The sequence below is a fragment of the Vibrio cincinnatiensis genome (assembly GCF_022113815.1).
In the GTDB taxonomy this organism is placed as follows: Bacteria; Pseudomonadota; Gammaproteobacteria; order Enterobacterales; family Vibrionaceae; genus Vibrio; species Vibrio cincinnatiensis_A.
On the sequence record NZ_SGOM01000009.1, the window covers coordinates 87,866 to 104,833 of the forward strand.

General features: G+C 45.7%; 15 protein-coding genes. 8 read left to right on the forward strand and 7 right to left on the reverse strand.

The genetic code is table 11. The features are described 5' to 3' along the window. Window positions 1-78 precede the first annotated feature (78 nt). The 4 genes from EXA13_RS12310 to hemC are packed head-to-tail and all read right to left on the reverse strand — an operon-like array spanning window position 79 to window position 4,169. A complete protein-coding gene (locus EXA13_RS12310) occupies window positions 79-1,269 on the reverse strand; it encodes a heme biosynthesis protein HemY (protein WP_238133435.1) in 1,191 nt (396 codons plus the stop codon). Next, window positions 1,266-2,483: a uroporphyrinogen-III C-methyltransferase gene (locus EXA13_RS12315; protein ID WP_238133436.1), complete on the reverse strand. Its 1,218-nt coding sequence runs from the start codon at window positions 2,481-2,483 to the stop codon at window positions 1,266-1,268. Before EXA13_RS12315 ends, EXA13_RS12310 begins: the two co-directional genes overlap by 4 nt. 15 nt (window positions 2,484-2,498) lie before the next feature. Then, the gene (locus tag EXA13_RS12320) at window positions 2,499-3,227 is read right to left on the reverse strand and encodes a uroporphyrinogen-III synthase (RefSeq protein ID WP_238133437.1); all 729 of its coding nucleotides are present in this window, start codon (window positions 3,225-3,227) and stop codon (window positions 2,499-2,501) included. A gap of 3 nt (window positions 3,228-3,230) precedes the next feature. Beyond that, window positions 3,231-4,169, reverse strand: coding sequence for a hydroxymethylbilane synthase (hemC, locus tag EXA13_RS12325; protein WP_238133438.1), 939 nt, complete (start codon window positions 4,167-4,169; stop codon window positions 3,231-3,233). A 428-nt stretch (window positions 4,170-4,597) separates the two neighbouring features. Between hemC and EXA13_RS12330 the strand changes: the two genes are divergently transcribed. Further along, window positions 4,598-7,129: a class I adenylate cyclase gene (locus tag EXA13_RS12330; RefSeq protein WP_238133439.1), complete on the forward strand. Its 2,532-nt coding sequence runs from the start codon at window positions 4,598-4,600 to the stop codon at window positions 7,127-7,129. A 67-nt stretch (window positions 7,130-7,196) separates the two neighbouring features. Here the strand turns inward: EXA13_RS12330 and cyaY are convergent, their stop codons facing one another. Then, on the reverse strand, window positions 7,197-7,511 hold the full coding sequence (cyaY, locus tag EXA13_RS12335) for an iron donor protein CyaY (protein ID WP_238133440.1): 315 nt from the start codon (window positions 7,509-7,511) through the stop codon (window positions 7,197-7,199). A gap of 75 nt (window positions 7,512-7,586) precedes the next feature. Between cyaY and lptM the strand changes: the two genes are divergently transcribed. The 7 genes from lptM (at window position 7,587) to EXA13_RS12370 (ending at window position 14,787) form a co-directional block, all read left to right on the forward strand. Further along, the gene (gene lptM / locus EXA13_RS16990; protein WP_407834605.1) at window positions 7,587-7,703 is read left to right on the forward strand and encodes an LPS translocon maturation chaperone LptM; all 117 of its coding nucleotides are present in this window, start codon (window positions 7,587-7,589) and stop codon (window positions 7,701-7,703) included. Between the two features lie 30 nt (window positions 7,704-7,733). After that, entirely contained in the window at window positions 7,734-8,987 is a 1,254-nt protein-coding gene (lysA, locus tag EXA13_RS12345; RefSeq protein ID WP_238133442.1) for a diaminopimelate decarboxylase, read from the forward strand. Window positions 8,988-8,998: 11 nt separating this feature from the next. Continuing rightward, window positions 8,999-9,829 carry a diaminopimelate epimerase gene (dapF, locus tag EXA13_RS12350; protein ID WP_238133443.1) on the forward strand — a complete coding sequence of 277 codons (831 nt, stop codon included), beginning with the start codon at window positions 8,999-9,001 and terminating at the stop codon, window positions 9,827-9,829. A 14-nt stretch (window positions 9,830-9,843) separates the two neighbouring features. Beyond that, a complete protein-coding gene (locus EXA13_RS12355) occupies window positions 9,844-10,548 on the forward strand; it encodes a DUF484 family protein (RefSeq protein WP_238133444.1) in 705 nt (234 codons plus the stop codon). Then, window positions 10,520-11,449, forward strand: coding sequence for a tyrosine recombinase XerC (gene xerC, locus EXA13_RS12360; RefSeq protein ID WP_238133480.1), 930 nt, complete (start codon window positions 10,520-10,522; stop codon window positions 11,447-11,449). Before EXA13_RS12355 ends, xerC begins: the two co-directional genes overlap by 29 nt. 2 nt (window positions 11,450-11,451) lie before the next feature. Further along, window positions 11,452-12,171, forward strand: coding sequence for a 5-amino-6-(5-phospho-D-ribitylamino)uracil phosphatase YigB (yigB, locus tag EXA13_RS12365; RefSeq protein ID WP_238133445.1), 720 nt, complete (start codon window positions 11,452-11,454; stop codon window positions 12,169-12,171). Window positions 12,172-12,273: 102 nt separating this feature from the next. Further along, complete coding sequence (locus EXA13_RS12370; RefSeq protein ID WP_238133446.1) at window positions 12,274-14,787, forward strand: bifunctional diguanylate cyclase/phosphodiesterase; 2,514 nt, start codon at window positions 12,274-12,276, stop codon at window positions 14,785-14,787. Here the strand turns inward: EXA13_RS12370 and EXA13_RS12375 are convergent. Together EXA13_RS12375 and EXA13_RS12380 are read right to left on the reverse strand one after the other, a co-directional pair. Further along, complete coding sequence (locus tag EXA13_RS12375) at window positions 14,775-15,374, reverse strand: tRNA-uridine aminocarboxypropyltransferase (protein WP_238133447.1); 600 nt, start codon at window positions 15,372-15,374, stop codon at window positions 14,775-14,777. The genes EXA13_RS12370 and EXA13_RS12375 overlap by 13 nt on opposite strands. Next, on the reverse strand, window positions 15,374-16,903 hold the full coding sequence (locus EXA13_RS12380; RefSeq protein WP_238133448.1) for a COG3650 family protein: 1,530 nt from the start codon (window positions 16,901-16,903) through the stop codon (window positions 15,374-15,376). The genes EXA13_RS12375 and EXA13_RS12380 overlap by 1 nt, the downstream gene beginning before the upstream one ends. Window positions 16,904-16,968: the final 65 nt, after the last annotated feature.

Consider the following 16,968-nt stretch of genomic DNA (forward strand, 5'->3'; position numbering starts at 1 on the left):
TGGTTTCTTTAAATCGCCTCCCATCGTATTAGGCGGGAGGCGATTAATTTCCTTTCTTGGGTTAAAAAATCTAACCTGTTACTGTATTTTTGTATCTTCCAGCAGGGATAACGCTTTTCGGGTTACATCATGTGCGGCTTGTGGGCGATGTTGTTTATCTAAAGCTTCCGCTAAATAAGCGTAATCCGATAAATCTGGGCGAACAGATAGCGCTTTTTCGAGATGATGCTGCGCTTCTTCCCATTGTTGGTTACGTAGAAAAAGTTGGCCTAATGCACTGTGAATGTCAGCGTTATTGCCGTCTTGGCGTAATTGCTCTTGCAGTAAAACCATCACCGGATGGCGATCACTGATATTTAATTCTGGCAGTAGGGCATACAGTTCTGGTGCTGGGCGTTTTTTCAGCCCTTCTTTGATCAGTGTAAACGCTTGATGATCAGCTTTACGCTTAATGAGCTGCTCGATGAGTGTCACCATTATCGCCGGTTCATGCTTAAGCTTTTTGGGCAGTCCAGACCAGTGTGCCAATACACCTTCGCTTCCTTTTTGGCTTGCCACCGTCACGATTTGACCTTGTTGAGCTTTTAATGAGAGTTGTTCTGCTTCTGTGCGAGTGAGTTGTTGGGTTTTGACGAGCTTAGGAAGTAAATCAAGCAATGGCTGCCATTGCTCAAGTTGTAGATAAGCCTGTTTAAGCAGTTTAAGAATGATGAGATTGTCAGGGTAGTCAGCTTGTAATTGAGTGAGCGTGTGAAGGGCAGCAGACCAGTTTTGTTCACTTAGTTGTTGTTTGGCTCGGGTTAATTCCACCACTAGGGTCGCATCTTTTTGTTCCGCCGCTAAAGCCAAGTAGTGATCGCGTTTTTTAGTATTTCCCATGCCGTGAGCTGCTTCTGCGGCGACGAGATAACAAAGCTGTGGCATATCATGGTAGTTGGCCCAACGAGTGACCTTACTTTCGGCTTGTTTCCAATCACCTTCCAATAATTTCAGAATACCTTCATTGGTATAACGGCGTGAATGGCGTTGTTTACGAACACTGAACCAGTTCCATGTTGTGCTACTGGCTCGTAGCAGCTTTTTGACCAGATATTCTAGGAAAAATAGCCCAGCGAGGGCCGCAATAATAAAGATAACTAACGTGGTCACACTCATTTCAAGGGTGGTGTTAGCAATAGAAATCAGCACATAACCTTGTTGGCCTGCATATTGGGTTCCTGCAAATAACCCTAGCCCTAAAACGAGAAAGAGGAAAAGAAGACGAATCATTGAGTATCCTCCTTCGTGGTCATGGTGGAGACTGAGCGGCGTAAGCGATCTCGAATCACATCTGCCAGTGGTTGTTGGCTGGTGAGGGTTTGTGGGTAAGTGACTTCAATGTTTTGATCTGCCAGTGTGACGAGGCTTTGATTAAAGGTTTTTACCTGATTGTCTTGTAAGTTAAAGAACGTCTCTGACCATTGTTTTGCTGTGGTAAGGGCGGTGTGATACACCTCTTGTTGTTCACCATAAACTGCTTTGATAGCGGTTTCTAATTTCGCTTTGAGGTTTTCTCGCAGATAAAAATGCTGCTGGGGTGAAAGTAGGGGAACTGCCTGTCCGTCTCGGACACGGAAAGTAATAAAATTCTCACCAAATGCTTTTAATGAGGACATTAAATTACTTTGCCAATCGGTGATGTCTTTTGAAACAGAAGCTTGTTCGGCTTGTGCTGTTTCAGGAAGAATGGCGTTCGCCAGCGGCAGTTGGTCGACCCATTGCTGTAAGCTGATCAATTTTAAGACAAGCCCATCTTTATCGATGAAGGGAATAGCTTTAAGTTGGGTGATGTCATGGGCCATGGCTTTACGTAATGGCGTTAAGCTGGGATCATTGAGCTCAGCAATACGTTGATCGGCATTTTCCATCAGTAAAGTGGCACTTTCAGCGTCTTGCTCTAGAAATAATTTACGCCCTGCCAATTTCACCAGATAATCCGCTTCCGCGAGGAGCCAATCGTTAGGGCGGCGTCCTTTGATGTCCGCAACCGCTAATTGTAAACTTTCGATACTTTTATGTTGTTGATTAAGTTCAACTTCTGAGCGAGTGGCGATGTCTGTGGCAGTACGGATGACTTCTTGTTTTGCTGTATCGAGATCCGTTTGTAAGCCTTGGCGAGCTTGGTTAAGTTCTGTACGTAGTGTATCCAACTGAGCTTGATACAACGCTTGCTGCTGCTGAAAGTGCAACGTGAGTCCACCGCTGAATAAAATCGTTAAGACGATGGCGATAGTGGCTAATTTTGTTCCTCGCTGAGTCGAGGTGTTTGCCTGCGTTGGTTGAGATGACGGTTTGCGATTGTTACGCGATGGCGAAGCGGAGGAGGCCATTGTTTTCTGTTCCTGTTTTATAGTCTCAGCTTGAGACGAGGCATCAGCGGAAGCCGAGAGGAGGGATGCTGTTTTTTCAGGTTCCTGCTGTGGATTATTTTTTTTATCTGTCATGGCTAGAGTCCTGTGTTAAGGCTGGAGAGCCGCCACGAGATCGTGGTTTGCTGCACTTCCTGTTATCACGATATGTTGAAAGCCTAAAGCTTGTGCTTCTCGGCCAATGCGTTCACTGGGCACAAGTAGACGCTGTTGATAGGCCCAGGCTTGTGCATGGGCGGTCAATTGCGACATAAAAAACGTCAGTTGATGGAGGCTGGTGATCACCAAGGTATCCACCTTAGCTTGTTGCCAGAGTGGTAACGCCTCTTGCGCATGAAACGGCAGTTCAATACGACGATAGACTTCTCGACAACAGACTTGTGCTCCTCGCTGGGCCAGAGTGTGAGAAATCAGTTCTCGTCCACCATTGCCTCGTAGAATGACCATTCGTTTTTGATTAACTTCCTGCAAAACAGGCAGTTCCAAAAAATGCTCACTGTCGCTGATCTCTGGGTAGTGTACTGGTTGTTGGCATGCCTTGCTTAAAACTTGTGCGGTTTTTTGACCAATGGCAAGATAAATCGCATCCGTTGGCCAAGATAACCCTTGTGACTGCAGGTATTGCTGAGTCAGATTCACCGCAGGTTGACTTACCGCTATGATCATATCGAACTGAGCCAGCTCTGCACTGAGCTGTGTCAGTTCGCTGCCTTCAGCAATGGTAATTAATGGATGATGCAGTGCGTTATATCCCCGTTGAGTTAAGTTGTGGCAAAGTTCAATGCCATCTTCTCCGGGGCGGGTGACTAATATTGCCATGGCTTACTCGTGTTCAGCATACAACTTAGTTAAGATTTCCTGTGCTCCTTGTTCAAGCAGTTGATTGGCGAGTTCAATACCTAGCTGTTCTGCTTGTTGACGGGGGCCGCGAATTTCACCACGGATGATTTGTGAACCATCCGGTTCTCCCACCAAAGCTCTCAACCAAATGTTGTCACCTTCTAAAATGGTATAGCTACCAATAGGCACTTGGCATCCGCCCTGCAAGGTTAAGTTCATGGCTCGTTCACAGCGTACGCGAGTAGCCGTATCGGCATGATTGAGTGGCTCCAGCAGAGCCAGTAAGCGTTGATCGTCTAAGCGGCACTCAATACCGACGGCTCCTTGTCCAACGGCAGGAAGCGATTGTTCAGGTTCAAGAAAGCTGGCAATACGCTCTTCCAGTTTCAAACGCTTGAGCCCGGCGGCAGCCAGCACAATAGCATCAAACTCTCCGGCATCCAGTTTTGCTAATCGAGTGCCGACATTACCACGTAGATCTTTGATAACAATGTCTGGCCGTGCTTCTTTGATCTGACATTGACGGCGCAAGCTGCACGTGCCCACAACGGCACCATGAGGAAGTTCATCAAGGGATGAATAGTGGTTAGAGACAAAAGCATCTCGAGGATCCTCACGTTCACAAATGGTAACTAAGCCTAACCCTTCTGGAAAATCGACGGGAACATCCTTCATAGAGTGAACGGCTAAATCAGCGCGATTTTCAAGCATGGCTAATTCCAGCTCTTTGACAAATAGGCCTTTGCCACCAACTTTTGCAAGAGGGGTATCGAGCAAGACATCTCCACGGGTGACCATAGTAACCAGTTCCACTTCAAGCCCTGGATGCGCCGCTTGTAAGGCGTCTTTGACAAAATGAGCTTGCCATAAAGCGAGTGGGCTTTGACGAGTGGCGATACGAATTGGCGTTGTGGTGGTCATAATCATCCCATAAAAACAGTCAACAATATTGGCATCCTAACATTGTGGACGAGAAAGTATTACTACTAGATGGTCAGCAGGCGATTTTGTGATTAAATTGATGAATCTTCGCTAAAATAATGTGATTAATCTCTCGTTTGTGGGTGGATAAACTAGGAGAAAAGCGACCTTCGAGATAACACTAATTCTTTCTTTCGTTTCATTATGCCGATGAGTAAATAGGAGAAAAATCGCTCCGAATCACGCTGCCATGCTGCGAAAGTTAGCTAACATGCTGATTTCTTCATAGCGATACAACTTTAGTCGAGTGGCAAGGGCAGATTGCTTTACCAAATCTGATTAAAGTGTTAAATTGATCACGTTTTGTTGGCGCTTTCGCGTGAAACATAACCAAAGCGCGCATTAATGTTTCAACCAAGGAACCAACCTTGCAGGCTTACACAACGACCTTAATTCAACGATTAGATAATCTGAACCGGCAACGCACTGAGCGGGCGCTGGCGCTTATGGATTTACAAGGTCAGCGTGTTTTTCAACTGATTCCTGCACTTTTGCATTACAATCATCCGTTAATTCCAGGCTATTTAGATCAGCAAGTGCCCCATGGTATCCACTGTTTTGAGATGAATGCGATTCAACAGCAATTAGTCGAAGATACCGAACTGGCGTTAGGTCTGCCGCTTCACTCCCCCAAACAACCAATGATTTTAGGGCTCTACACCATGGGGAGCACATCATCGATTGGGCAAAGTTCATCCAGTGATTTAGATATTTGGGTGTGTGTACCAGCCACAATGGGCTGTGATGATCGAGAAAGTTTAAGTAATAAGTGTTTGCTGATTACCGATTGGGCAAAAAGCCAAGGTATTGAAGCTAACTTCTTTATTATGGATGAGCAGCGTTTTCGGCATAATCGCTCCGATAAAATGACCGGTGAAAACTGTGGTTCCTCCCAGCACCTCCTACTTTTAGATGAATTTTATCGCTCGGCGGTTCGTTTGGCCGGTAAGCGTTTACTATGGCAAATAGTGCCGCCAGAGATGGAAGAGTGTTACGACGAGTATGTTGATCAGCTGTGTGCCAATCAATACATTGACTGTTCTCAGTGGATCGACTTTGGTCGTTTAAATCGTATTCCAGCCGAAGAGTACTTTGGTGCCAATTTATGGCAATTGTATAAAAGTATCGATTCTCCCTATAAATCGGTACTTAAAGCCACCCTATTAGAAGCCTATTCGTGGGAGTACCCACATACTCAGCTCTTAAGTATTGATACCAAACGCCGTTTTTTTGCCCATGAGCCGGATTTGTATGGGATGGACGCGTATTACTTGATGCTTAAAAAAGTGACTCGCTACCTGCTTCAGATTGGCGATCATGCTCGTCTGGATCTCGTGCGTCGCTGTTTTTATCTGAAAACCCATGAAAAATTATCACGTGAACCTCAAGCTGATTCGGTAGCGTGGCGACGTGAAGCGTTGGGGCATATGGTGCATGAATGGAAATGGGATTCGACGTTGTTGCAAGAATTAGATAACCGTCGCCATTGGAAAGTAGAGCAAGTCAAAATTGTGCATCATGCCTTACTTGACGCTTTAATGCTGAGTTATCGCAACCTGATTCAATTTGCCCGCCGTCATGATATTACTTCGGCTATCAGCCCGCAGGATATCTCGATATTAGCGCGTAAGCTGTATGCGGCGTTTGAGGTTCTGCCGGGTAAGGTCACCTTATTAAATCCACAAATTTCACCGGATCTGCATGAAGCGGATTTAACGTTTATTGAGGTTCCGACTGGGCGTGTGAACCCTTCGGGCTGGTATCTCTATAAACAGCCTCCAGTTGCAAAACGAATGTTCAGTCAGCGTTATTTAGAGCGTAACGAATATTTGAGTAAATTGGTGGCTTGGGCCTTTTTTAATGGGTTGATTACGGAGTCGACGAATTTACATTCGGTGGTTCGTGGTGCGCACTTAGACATTGATAAGTTTTATCAGATGGTGAGTGATTTACGTAATACTTTCTCTCTTCATAAACGTCGCCCAACCATGATGGCGCTGGCCAGCCCTTGTGAAATTAGCCAACTAGCGATGTTTATTAACTTTGAAAATGATCCGACTGTGCAACTGGCCGGAAAATCGTTAAAAGTGGATTTAAAAACGCTGGATATTTTCAGCTTTGGCTGTGAGCAACAGTGTTTGGTTGGCAGTGTCGATTTGGTTTATCGTAATTCATGGCAAGAAGTACGAACCCTTCATTTTAAAGGGGAAACCGCAATCTTGGATGCGTTAAAGACCATCTTAGGTAAAATGCATCAAGACGCTTTACCACCAGAATCGGTCGATGTGTTTTGTTATAGCAAAAACTTACGCGGTGTTATGCGTAATCTGATCTATCAGCTCTTAGCCGAGTGTATTGATTTACGCCTTAAACCGGTTGAACAAGAAAAACGTCGCCGCTTTAAAGCATTACGAATCGGTAAACAGATGTACGGGCTGTTTTTTGAACGGCGAGGCGTTTCGGTACAACGGTTGGAAAATTCAGTCGATTTTTATCGCAGTATCTCCAGTAATAAGCTGAAAGGTTCACCACTGCTGATGTTAGATAGAGAGCAGGATTACCAATTGCCAGAAGTGGTGGATGGGTTTGCCAGTGAAGGGCTTGTTCAGTTCTTTTTCGAAGATACCGAAAAAGGCTTTAATATTTATGTGTTAGATGAAGCGAACCGGATAGAGGTGTATCACCAGTTTAGTGGTGAAAAAGATGAGATGATCGCTAGTGTGAATAGTTTCTACACTTCGGTGCGGGATGATAACCAAATCGCCTCTAAACTGATTAATTTTAACTTGCCACAATATTATCAGATCATTCACCCAGAAGAGGGAGAAAGCTATGTGGTGCCTTACCGTAATGATTCCTCGCTGTATTCTCGCCCGTCTAAAGCTGTGAATGGATATTAAGTCGATGGGCACTAAAAAGAGCACCACTGTGCTCTTTTGTTGATCATGATGGGGTAATCGGCTTCAGTTATTGCCAATCGATTGCTTCTCCGGCGTGTTTTCCGCATTCTTGCTTTACCATCTCCAGCAGTTCGACTCCGGTTTTAGAGCAAATCCACTGCTCATTTTTCCACTGGAAATGAAACCCGCCAGATTTTGATGCCAGCCAAATTTCTTTCATGGGTTCTTGGCGGTTAATAATAATTTGGCTGCGGTCATCAAACTCTAACGTCATGACGTTACCGGATGTTTCATAATCAATGTCGGCTCCCGCCTCATCAATGGCTTGTTCAATGAGTTGCATCTGGCTATCCGCTTGCTGATGAAATTCAGTTTCGTTCATCTTATCTATCCTATTGCTTTTCTTGATTGTGGTGCGATTATAGGAGGCATTGATTCAATAATCACGATATGCAAAATGAAAAAGTCCGTCACCGCACTGTTTTTGTTGTCTGTACTCGCCTTAGCGGGGTGTGGACAAACTGGCCCATTGTACCTGCCTGATGATGCTCAGCAGAGTGAACAAAGTCAGTAGATTTAAGCAATTAGATTAAGGGAAAGAATTTTGGATTACTTCAATTATCAGGAAGATGGTCAACTGTGGGCAGAAGACGTAGCGTTGTCAGATTTGGCTGAGCAATACGGTACCCCGCTTTATGTTTACTCCAGAGCTACACTGGAAAGGCATTGGCATGCCTTTGATCACTCTGTGGCAGGGCACCCGCATCTGGTCTGTTATGCCGTCAAAGCCAACTCCAACTTAGGGGTGCTCAATACCTTAGCTCGGTTAGGATCGGGATTTGATATTGTTTCTGGTGGTGAGCTGGAACGTGTTATTGCCGCTGGGGGCGATCCCAGTAAAGTGGTCTTTTCTGGGGTGGGGAAAACAGCCCAAGAGATGCAACGAGCATTAACACTAAAAATTAAGTGTTTTAATGTTGAATCTGAGCCAGAGCTCGCGCGGCTGAATGAAGTAGCGGGAGAGCTGGGTGTCAAAGCGCCCGTTTCTTTGCGTATTAATCCTGATGTGGATGCAAAAACACACCCTTATATTTCTACGGGGTTACGTGATAATAAATTTGGTATTGCGTTTGAACGTGCGCCGGATGTTTACCGTTTAGCGCAACGTTTACCCAATATTGATGTGCGTGGTATCGACTGCCATATCGGATCACAGCTGACAGAAATTACGCCGTTTATTGATGCCGTCGATCGCTTACTGGCTTTAATTGATTCACTGCAAGCCGAAGGTATCACGATTCAACATCTTGATGTCGGCGGTGGGCTTGGCGTTGTTTACCAAGATGAGCAACCCCCTCAACCATCAGACTATGCTAAAGCACTATTGGCGCGTTTAGCGAATCATCAGCATTTAGAGTTGATTTTTGAACCTGGACGAGCGATTGCCGCCAATGCGGGGGTGTTACTCACACGGGTTGAGTTTCTTAAACATACCGAACATAAAAACTTTGCCATTATTGATGCTGCGATGAATGATTTAATGCGCCCAGCTCTGTATCAAGCTTGGCAAAATATCGTGCCTGTTTCACCTCGTACAGGAGAGGCGGTTGCTTATGATTTGGTTGGGCCTGTGTGTGAAACTGGTGACTTTTTAGGAAAAGATCGTTGCTTAGTGTTAGAGCAAGGCGATCTGTTAGCGGTACGCTCGGCAGGCGCTTATGGCTTTGCGATGTCATCCAACTACAATACCCGTACTCGCGCGGCAGAGGTGATGGTGGATGGTGACAAAACCTACCTCGTTCGTCAGCGTGAACCTCTTTCCAGCCTATGGGCATTGGAAAGTCTTTTGCCAGAGTAAAGTGATTTCTTATGCATTTCCATTTTTCTAAAATGCACGGTTTGGGTAATGATTTTATGGTCGTTGACTGCATTACCCAGAACGTTTTCTTCTCTCCAGAGCTGATTCGGCGTTTGGCGAATCGTCATACTGGGGTTGGTTTTGATCAACTGTTGGTAGTGGAAGCTCCGTATGATCCTGAAACGGATTTCCACTACCGCATTTTCAATGCGGATGGCAGTGAAGTTGAACAGTGCGGTAATGGTGCGCGTTGTTTCGCCCGCTTTGTGCGTATGAAAGGGTTGACCAATAAATATCAACTCAGTGTTAGCACCAAAAAAGGCAAAATTATTCTTTCTATCGAGGAAGATGATCAAATTACGGTCAATATGGGTGAACCGGAGTTTGAACCGAGCAAGATTCCATTTCGCGCCAAACAGGCAGAAAAAACGTACATCATGCGTGTTGATGAGCAAACCTTATTTTGTGGAGCGGTCAGCATGGGGAACCCACATGTTGTTACGGTTGTTGAGGATGTGACGACAGCAGATGTTCAAACGTTAGGGCCTTTGCTGGAATCTCATGAGCGTTTTCCTGAACGGGTTAATGCGGGTTTTATGCAAGTGATCGATCGTCAACACATTAAACTTCGTGTTTATGAACGAGGCTCAGGTGAGACTCAAGCATGTGGCAGTGGGGCTTGTGCAGCGGTTGCGGTTGGTATTGCCCAAGGTCTTTTAGATAATACTGTAACCGTTCAATTGCCCGGTGGTCATTTAGAGATCCGCTGGCAAGGCCCGGGTAAACCTCTGTATATGACCGGGCCTGCTACTCATGTGTTTGATGGTCAATTATCTTGCTAAATTAAGGATGTGTTTTGTTACAACAACAGGCTGATGCTCTGACCGCTGAAGTGGTGGCCGAGTATTTACGAGATCACCCTGATTTTTTTCTCCACTACCCTCAGTTGGTTGAATCATTATCATTGCCTCGTTCCGATGCGGGAGCGGTTTCCCTTGTCCATATCCAGATGGCTCGACAACGGCAACGTATTGAGGAATTAGAAGAAGAAATCACCACTTTGATGTCGCTCGCAGCGAATAATGATCGAACCTTCCATGAATTTATGGAGTTGCAAGAAAAAGTGTTGCAGTGTGGCTGCTTGCGTGAGGTTTTTCGAGCTATTGAAGGCACGGCGCAACGGCTTGGGTTAACGGCCTATGTGCGTTTGATTGGCTCGCCGATGAGTGAGTATGCAATGACACAAGAGCAATGGCAGCGCTTTGCCACTAATCACTTTAATGGTAAGTCTGCTTATTTAGGGCGTTTACGACAGGCTGATCGTCAACAATTGTTTGGTGAGCATAACTTAACGCCAGAAATGGGGTCTTATGTGATTCTTCCGCTAGGCGCTTCTCCACCACAAGGGATTTTGGCCTTTGCAAGCCGTGATGGTGGGCATTTTCAACCTTGTATGGATACCTTATTTTTGCGTCATTTAGCACTGGTGCTGTCTCATTTAATCGACTTACTCCCTTGGCAACGTTATGAGCATGAACGAATCCATTCCCCCTCTGCCTAGTGGGTTAACTCAGCCGTTACTGCGCTTCTATGAATATTTACGCAGTGAGAAAGGGCTGAGTCTCCACACTCAACGTAATTATCAGCAGCAGTTACAGGCGATGGCCTCGCATTTAAACCAAATGGGGATCACTCAGTGGCAGCAAGTGGATGCGGCTTGGGTGCGTCAGCTTGCCAGTAAAGGCATGCGTGAGGGAATGAAAGCCAGTAGCCTGGCAACGCGTCTTTCTTCTCTGCGCAGTTTTTTCGATTTCCTGATTCTACGAGGTGAATTAGCAGCTAATCCTGCTAAAGGGGTATCAGCACCCAGAAAGCAGCGTCCGTTACCGAAGAATTTAGATGTGGATGAAATGGCTCAACTGTTAGAGGTTGAGGCGGATGATCCACTCTCCATTCGTGATCGTGCCATTATGGAGCTCATGTATGGTGCAGGGTTACGGTTAGCAGAATTGGTGGCGATTAATCTTAAAGACATCAGTTTTAGCCGTGGCGAAATTCGTGTGATCGGTAAAGGGAACAAAGAGCGTAAAGCTCCGTTTTCAGGTCAGGCTAAAGAATGGGTCAGTAAATGGTTAACGGTACGTTCAGCCTTGCTAAAAGGGGATGAACCCGCTCTGTTTATTTCCAAATTAGGTGGGCGTATTTCTCATCGTAATGTACAAAAACGATTGGCAGAATGGGGACAGAAACAGTCGGTTGCTAGCCATATCAGCCCTCATAAACTGCGCCACTCTTTTGCTACTCATATGTTGGAATCGAGCAATAATTTGCGTGCCGTTCAGGAATTACTGGGGCATGAGAATATTTCGACGACACAAATCTATACCCATCTTGATTTTCAGCATCTTGCTCAGGTGTATGATCAAGCTCATCCACGAGCCAGAAAAAAAACCAAGGAGTAGGGATGCATTTTTATCGTCAGCTACAACCGATTCAAGCGATGACCTTTGATTTGGATGACACGTTATACGATAACCACCCAGTAATCCGGCATTTAGAGCAACAAATTGCGCAGTGGCTCTATCAGCATCACCCCGTGACAGTCACTCAATCCATGGCATGGTGGAATCAGTTAAAGTGGCAGTTGGCTCGCGAAGACCCTTGGTTAAATCATGATGTAACACTATGGCGTTTTGAACAGATCAGACAAGGTTTACACCGGTTAGGTTATTCACCAAGCCAAGCTAAGCAAGCCGCCGAAGAGACCATCGAAGAAGTCTTACGACTCAGAAATTTAGTCACTGTCCCGCCATTAACTCACCAAGTGTTACGGTCGCTTGCGCAGAAAGTCCCTTTGCTGGCAATAACGAATGGCAACGTGGATGTTGAGCAGATTGGTCTGAGTCGCTATTTTCAATGGGTTCTCAAGGCGGGTCCCGATGGACGAGCGAAACCTTATCCCGATCTCTTTTGTAAGGCGCGTCAGTTCTTGCAACTTCCTGCTTCAGCCATTTTGCATGTGGGCGATCACTTAGTGACGGATGTACAAGGAGCCAAGGAAAATGGGTTCCAAGCTTGTTGGTATAATGATCAAGGTCACACATTGCGTGCAAATTGTGATGCAAAAGTTTTGCCGGATGTTGAGGTCAACAGTCTCTCACAACTAAGTGCACTGATTTATTGAATAAAGATTGTGATTTTTCAAGATAATCATTAACGTAGTTTGCAGATGGTATACGGTTTTATGCCGAGTGATGGCATAGTTGCAAGATGAGTTACAGGAAGTATGTTTACGACGTCTTTATTCCTTTCTGAGCATCAGTCGCTAAGTGACATAACATGGGATGTCGCCTCGTCTGATCCCGGCAATAAACTAATTCAACTTATTTCCAGTCAGCCGGTGGAAAAAGTGCAGGCGTTAGCGGATCAGCTACTTGCCCGATACCCTGATGCCCAACTGGTTGGTTTTAGTGCCAACCAAATGATTCACCAAGGTGAAATTTGCCATGTAGGCACTTTGATTATTGTTAGCCATTTCGCTCATAGCCAGCTTACCAGTGCCGTTCAAATCAACACTGCGTCAGGCAAACAAGATACTGAGCAACTACTCGATAGCCTTTCTCTACAATCTAATACCCAATGTTTACTCTGTTTTGTCGCTCAAATGAAAATGGATGATCAGGAACGCTTTCGAGCCTTTAATTATTTGGCTCCGGGGGTTCAGGTTGCAGGAGGGGCAGCAACCGCAACTCAGCATGGTGTTTGGGTCTTACACGGCCGACAATTTTATGATGATGCAATGGTCTGTGTCGCAATTCATGGGGATAACTTGAATGTACAAACGGGAGCTTATACCGAATGGAATCCACTCGGACGTAGTTTTCGTGTCACGGCCGCTCAAGGCAAAACGGTATGGCGGCTGGATGATATACCTATCCGTCAGGTGTATAACCGTTATTTAGGGGACGGCCAGCACGTTCCATTAGAAATGCTGCATAACTTTCCGTTAATCAAAGGTGAGCTAGCGCTGCAAGATGTGTACGTTCCGCTGTATGAGGAGGAAAGTGGCTTAGTCTTTAATGAGGCTTTATCGGTGGGTGATGAAGTGCGTTTCTGTTTTGACCATCCATCATTAACGCTTGAGCAAGTGCAATTAGGCGCGGAGCAACTGCGTCTTTTTCAGCCAGAACAGATCTTTGTTTATAACTGTACCTCTCGGTTAGATTTTATCGAAGACAACCAAGAGTTGCTGCCGTTTCAGTCGGTGGCGTTAACCTCCGGAGGGTATTGCTCAGGAGAACTATGGCACGATGGGCAGTTACAGCGAGTGTTGCACCACAGCATGACCTATTTTGCCATCCGTGAAGGCGCGCCCAGTCAAGAGCAGCGTCCTCCCTTTAATTATGTTCGCCATGATGAGTTAGCTCCCCTATTTAGCCTTATTCGTAATGCCTTAGACGATTTGGATGAGATGAACCACGATCTGTCCCAGAAGATCCAAGATCAAGCCTCTTTGCTGACGGCAAGCTATCGAGTGGATCGTCGCACAGGGCTACCAAACCGTGTTGTCTTGCGTGAAAAATTATTGCGTATGGCGACCAATGAGCATTTATTGGCTTTAAAGCTGACTAACTTTAACCAAATTAACGAAAAATATGGTTATCAGGTTGGAGATAAATTACTGCTAGATTTAACGGGGCATTTTCAAAGCTACCTCGCTGAACGCCTTCCCGAGAAGAATTCTCTCTATGCGATTGGGGTTGGCGAATGGGCTGCGATACTGACGGTGGATATTGAGGAAGAAGCCATTCATCGTACCTTTTCCCAATTTGTTGAGCAGCTTGAGCATGTCAATTTTGAACCATTTGGTTTACCCGAAATTGATTATGTGTCGGTTTCCCTTTGCGCTGGGTTAGTCAGTCGTAAAGAGTTTCCAGAGCTGGATGCTGATGATTTATTGCTTCGTGCGATTGAAGCGAGGCGACATGCTTTTCAGCGTAATCGTCATTTTTGTAGCGCCACTCATTTACGAACGCATGATCAGCTACGTCAACAGCGGCTGGTGTGGTTATCGTGTGTTAGCCGAGCGGTATTGGATGATAACGTATTGGTTTATGCGCAGCCGATAGTACATGCGCACAGCCACCAGCTCGCTTCTTACGAATGCTTAGTTAGGATTGAAGATGAGGGAGAAATCATTTTACCCGGGCGATTCTTACCCATTATCGAAGGGAGTCACCTTTATACTCGCTTAAGTCGGCAGATGATACATCGCACTTTTGAGCTAATGCGAGATCGTCACGAAGACTTTTCGATTAACTTGTCTCCGCAAGATTTGATGAGTGAAAGAACACTACAGTGTCTTGAAAGTGCGATTCAATCTTTGGCAAATCCAGCTCGAGTCGGGTTAGAAGTGCTAGAAAATGAGCAAATCAAAGACTATGGCCACATGATTGAGGTCTGTGAACATTTTCGCCGCTTAGGGGTGAGAATTATTGTGGATGATTTTGGTAGTGGTTATTCAAACATTGATGAAATCATCAAGCTAGAACCTCAAGTGATTAAACTGGATGGTAGTTTAATTCGAAATATCGACCAAGATATGAAACAGCGAAAAATTGCCCAGCAATTGGTGAAATTATGTCAGGTGTTAAATGCCAAAACTGTGGCTGAATTTGTACACAACGAGACGGTGTGCCAGATCAGTGAAGATATGGGGGTCGATTATTTGCAAGGTTTTTACCTAGGTCAGCCGCAGAGTTTATGTTCTTTGCTGGATATTCCACGTCAATCAAGGTGATCAGCCAGTGCGTGCCCACTTTTATCGGCTTGCAGGGTACGCATAAAGCGGTTGAGAAAAGCGTTTAGCTGCTGTGCATTCTCTGATTCGTCCAGTGAGTTGAGTAAAGCTGCCCCCACTTCTAACGTGCATAAGTGTCCCGCTTGTTGGTGACGTCTTAGCTGATAGCATGATTCACCTTGTACGTTGATGTTCACATGGGGCACGGTTAACCAAGGGCTTTTACGCAACATCTTCTTGGCTTCCTGCCACGTACCATCGAGTACGATAAAATGCATTTTCTTGCCCATCGCTTGTGCATTTTGATGTTCGAGTGCCACGGGAACACTTTGTTCACTGGGATAGACTAATACAGAATGATAATCAGGTTCTGCCATTCGCTGTAATAGCGCTGTGGGAGGCAATGTTCGTTGCCAAGTAAACGCTGCGCAGTTAGGCAGTGATTGGACTAACCACTGCCCAGTGTTGGTTGCTCGTTGGTATTCATTTTCATGGGTGAGCAGTGATAAAAACAACGCACTGGATAGCTGAGGTATCGCTGAACATAAGCATTGGTGGCGAAGGCCACAGCTTGGGCAAGGTTGCATTAGAGTTTGACTCCAGTTCGAGGTGATAACCCATCAGCAAACAAACTTATACCACTGATTTCACTGGCGTGAGCTGTCTTCGCTTTTTTGATACTTACCGGATAACTGATGCCATTGTATTGCAGTTGGTGTGCTGTCATCGCTTGATCTGTATTGATAGGAAGCATCAGATCCTGCCAGCCATGCTGTGATGCTTTTCCTAGCCGGAAGGGCGTCTGTACCCCATTGATTCGGCTATTAAACTGCCACTCTCCATTTTTGTGCTCAAAAATGAGCAAAGTACATTGTGTGTCATGGCACCAATCGAGCTGTACTAGCAACTCTGGGTGTTGATTGCCATTTAAATCATATTTCAACCAACGGTAATGCGTCTGAGTCGGGCTGGTTTTATGCAGTGCAAAATATCGGCGTACGGCTTGGTCCACGTCTTCATCGTACTCATCGCGGGAGGGAATGTGCTGCACAGTTTCACTCAGCGTTATTTTTTCTGTTACTGGAGGTTGGTTCACCTGCTTGGCTTGGAAAAGGGTAATGCCATTATTGCTGATGGGGTAGACCACGTTGCCCACTTTTTCTTTGTCTGCATGCAGTTGATAACCATGCCGAGTGAACACTCGCTCAGAGAGTAAATATTGCTGCTGATGCAAAGTCATAACCACTTGAATTTGATCTGGGTTGAGCTGCTGCCAGAAGCCTTTTTCAACTAATTCTCGTTCGCCATTTAAATACCGGTAGCGGGTGGTTGCACTGTGATCGGAGTTAAGTTCTAACGTTACGCCAAAGCCTTGCTGCTTTGTTGCGCTGGCAAAGTAGGTGCCTACCCACTCTTGTGTCGTATCGAGGTTGCTGAGTATGGCACAGCCTTGGTAGGTCTCATCGTTAAGGGTTAGCACAGAACGCCAACTGTATAAATTCTGGCTCATGCCATCGACGCATGATGCTCTTTCCAGTTGTAGATGTCCTTGCTCAAACTGATCCGTTCGGTGGTTTGCAGAACGTTGGCTGCTTTGAATTGTCAGTACCTGTTTATGGCCACCTAGTGGTTGAAATTCTAGTCCTTGCGGTGAAAATTGTATTGACCAAAATGGCTCATTGCCAAATGCACGGGTGGGGCTAGTGGGGTGTTGACACCCTTTATTATTCTCAGCACTTAATTGATTCACCTGCTGAACGACAAACCGGGCCATGTAGTCGGCATTAAATCCTGTTTGGCTTGGAGGAAGCAGATAACCAATCATTTCCCCATAGAGAATTTGATAAGGGGATTGATTGAGTTTCAGGGCTTGTTGGGTCTGTTCTGGCGTCCAGTCTAACCAATATTGCTGGTTACTTCCGCAGGGCGTGAAAGAGCGAACCTCAGGTCCAACAACGACTTCCCCTCGCATAATAAAGGTTTGGGGAACGACGGTTGCTGGATTATCCAGCGTGGCATTTACCGGCACGATTTGGTTTTCGGTCGGCTGGGATGATGAACACGCTTGTAGGGCGAGTAGTGCTAGGATGGCCGCTGGGATTTTCAGCTGCTTCATGGTATCTCTTCCTCGTGACAAAAAACGCAACGAACTTCAGGGCATTATGGCATATCGTTGGTTTA

Bases quoted from the DNA above. Each gene is read 5' to 3' on its own strand.
- dapF (WP_238133443.1), top strand. From the start codon at position 8,999: ATGCATTTCCATTTTTCTAAAATGCACGGTTTGGGTAATGATTTTATG.
- EXA13_RS12370 (WP_238133446.1), top strand. From the start codon at position 12,274: ATGTTTACGACGTCTTTATTCCTTTCTGAGCATCAGTCGCTAAGTGAC.
- EXA13_RS12380 (WP_238133448.1), bottom strand. From the start codon at position 16,903: ATGAAGCAGCTGAAAATCCCAGCGGCCATCCTAGCACTACTCGCCCTA.
- EXA13_RS12310 (WP_238133435.1), bottom strand. From the start codon at position 1,269: ATGATTCGTCTTCTTTTCCTCTTTCTCGTTTTAGGGCTAGGGTTATTT.
- lptM (WP_407834605.1), top strand. From the start codon at position 7,587: ATGAAAAAGTCCGTCACCGCACTGTTTTTGTTGTCTGTACTCGCCTTA.
- cyaY (WP_238133440.1), bottom strand. From the start codon at position 7,511: ATGAACGAAACTGAATTTCATCAGCAAGCGGATAGCCAGATGCAACTC.
- hemC (WP_238133438.1), bottom strand. From the start codon at position 4,169: ATGACCACCACAACGCCAATTCGTATCGCCACTCGTCAAAGCCCACTC.
- EXA13_RS12315 (WP_238133436.1), bottom strand. From the start codon at position 2,483: ATGACAGATAAAAAAAATAATCCACAGCAGGAACCTGAAAAAACAGCA.
- yigB (WP_238133445.1), top strand. From the start codon at position 11,452: ATGCATTTTTATCGTCAGCTACAACCGATTCAAGCGATGACCTTTGAT.
- EXA13_RS12320 (WP_238133437.1), bottom strand. From the start codon at position 3,227: ATGGCAATATTAGTCACCCGCCCCGGAGAAGATGGCATTGAACTTTGC.
- EXA13_RS12375 (WP_238133447.1), bottom strand. From the start codon at position 15,374: ATGCAACCTTGCCCAAGCTGTGGCCTTCGCCACCAATGCTTATGTTCA.
- xerC (WP_238133480.1), top strand. From the start codon at position 10,520: ATGAACGAATCCATTCCCCCTCTGCCTAGTGGGTTAACTCAGCCGTTA.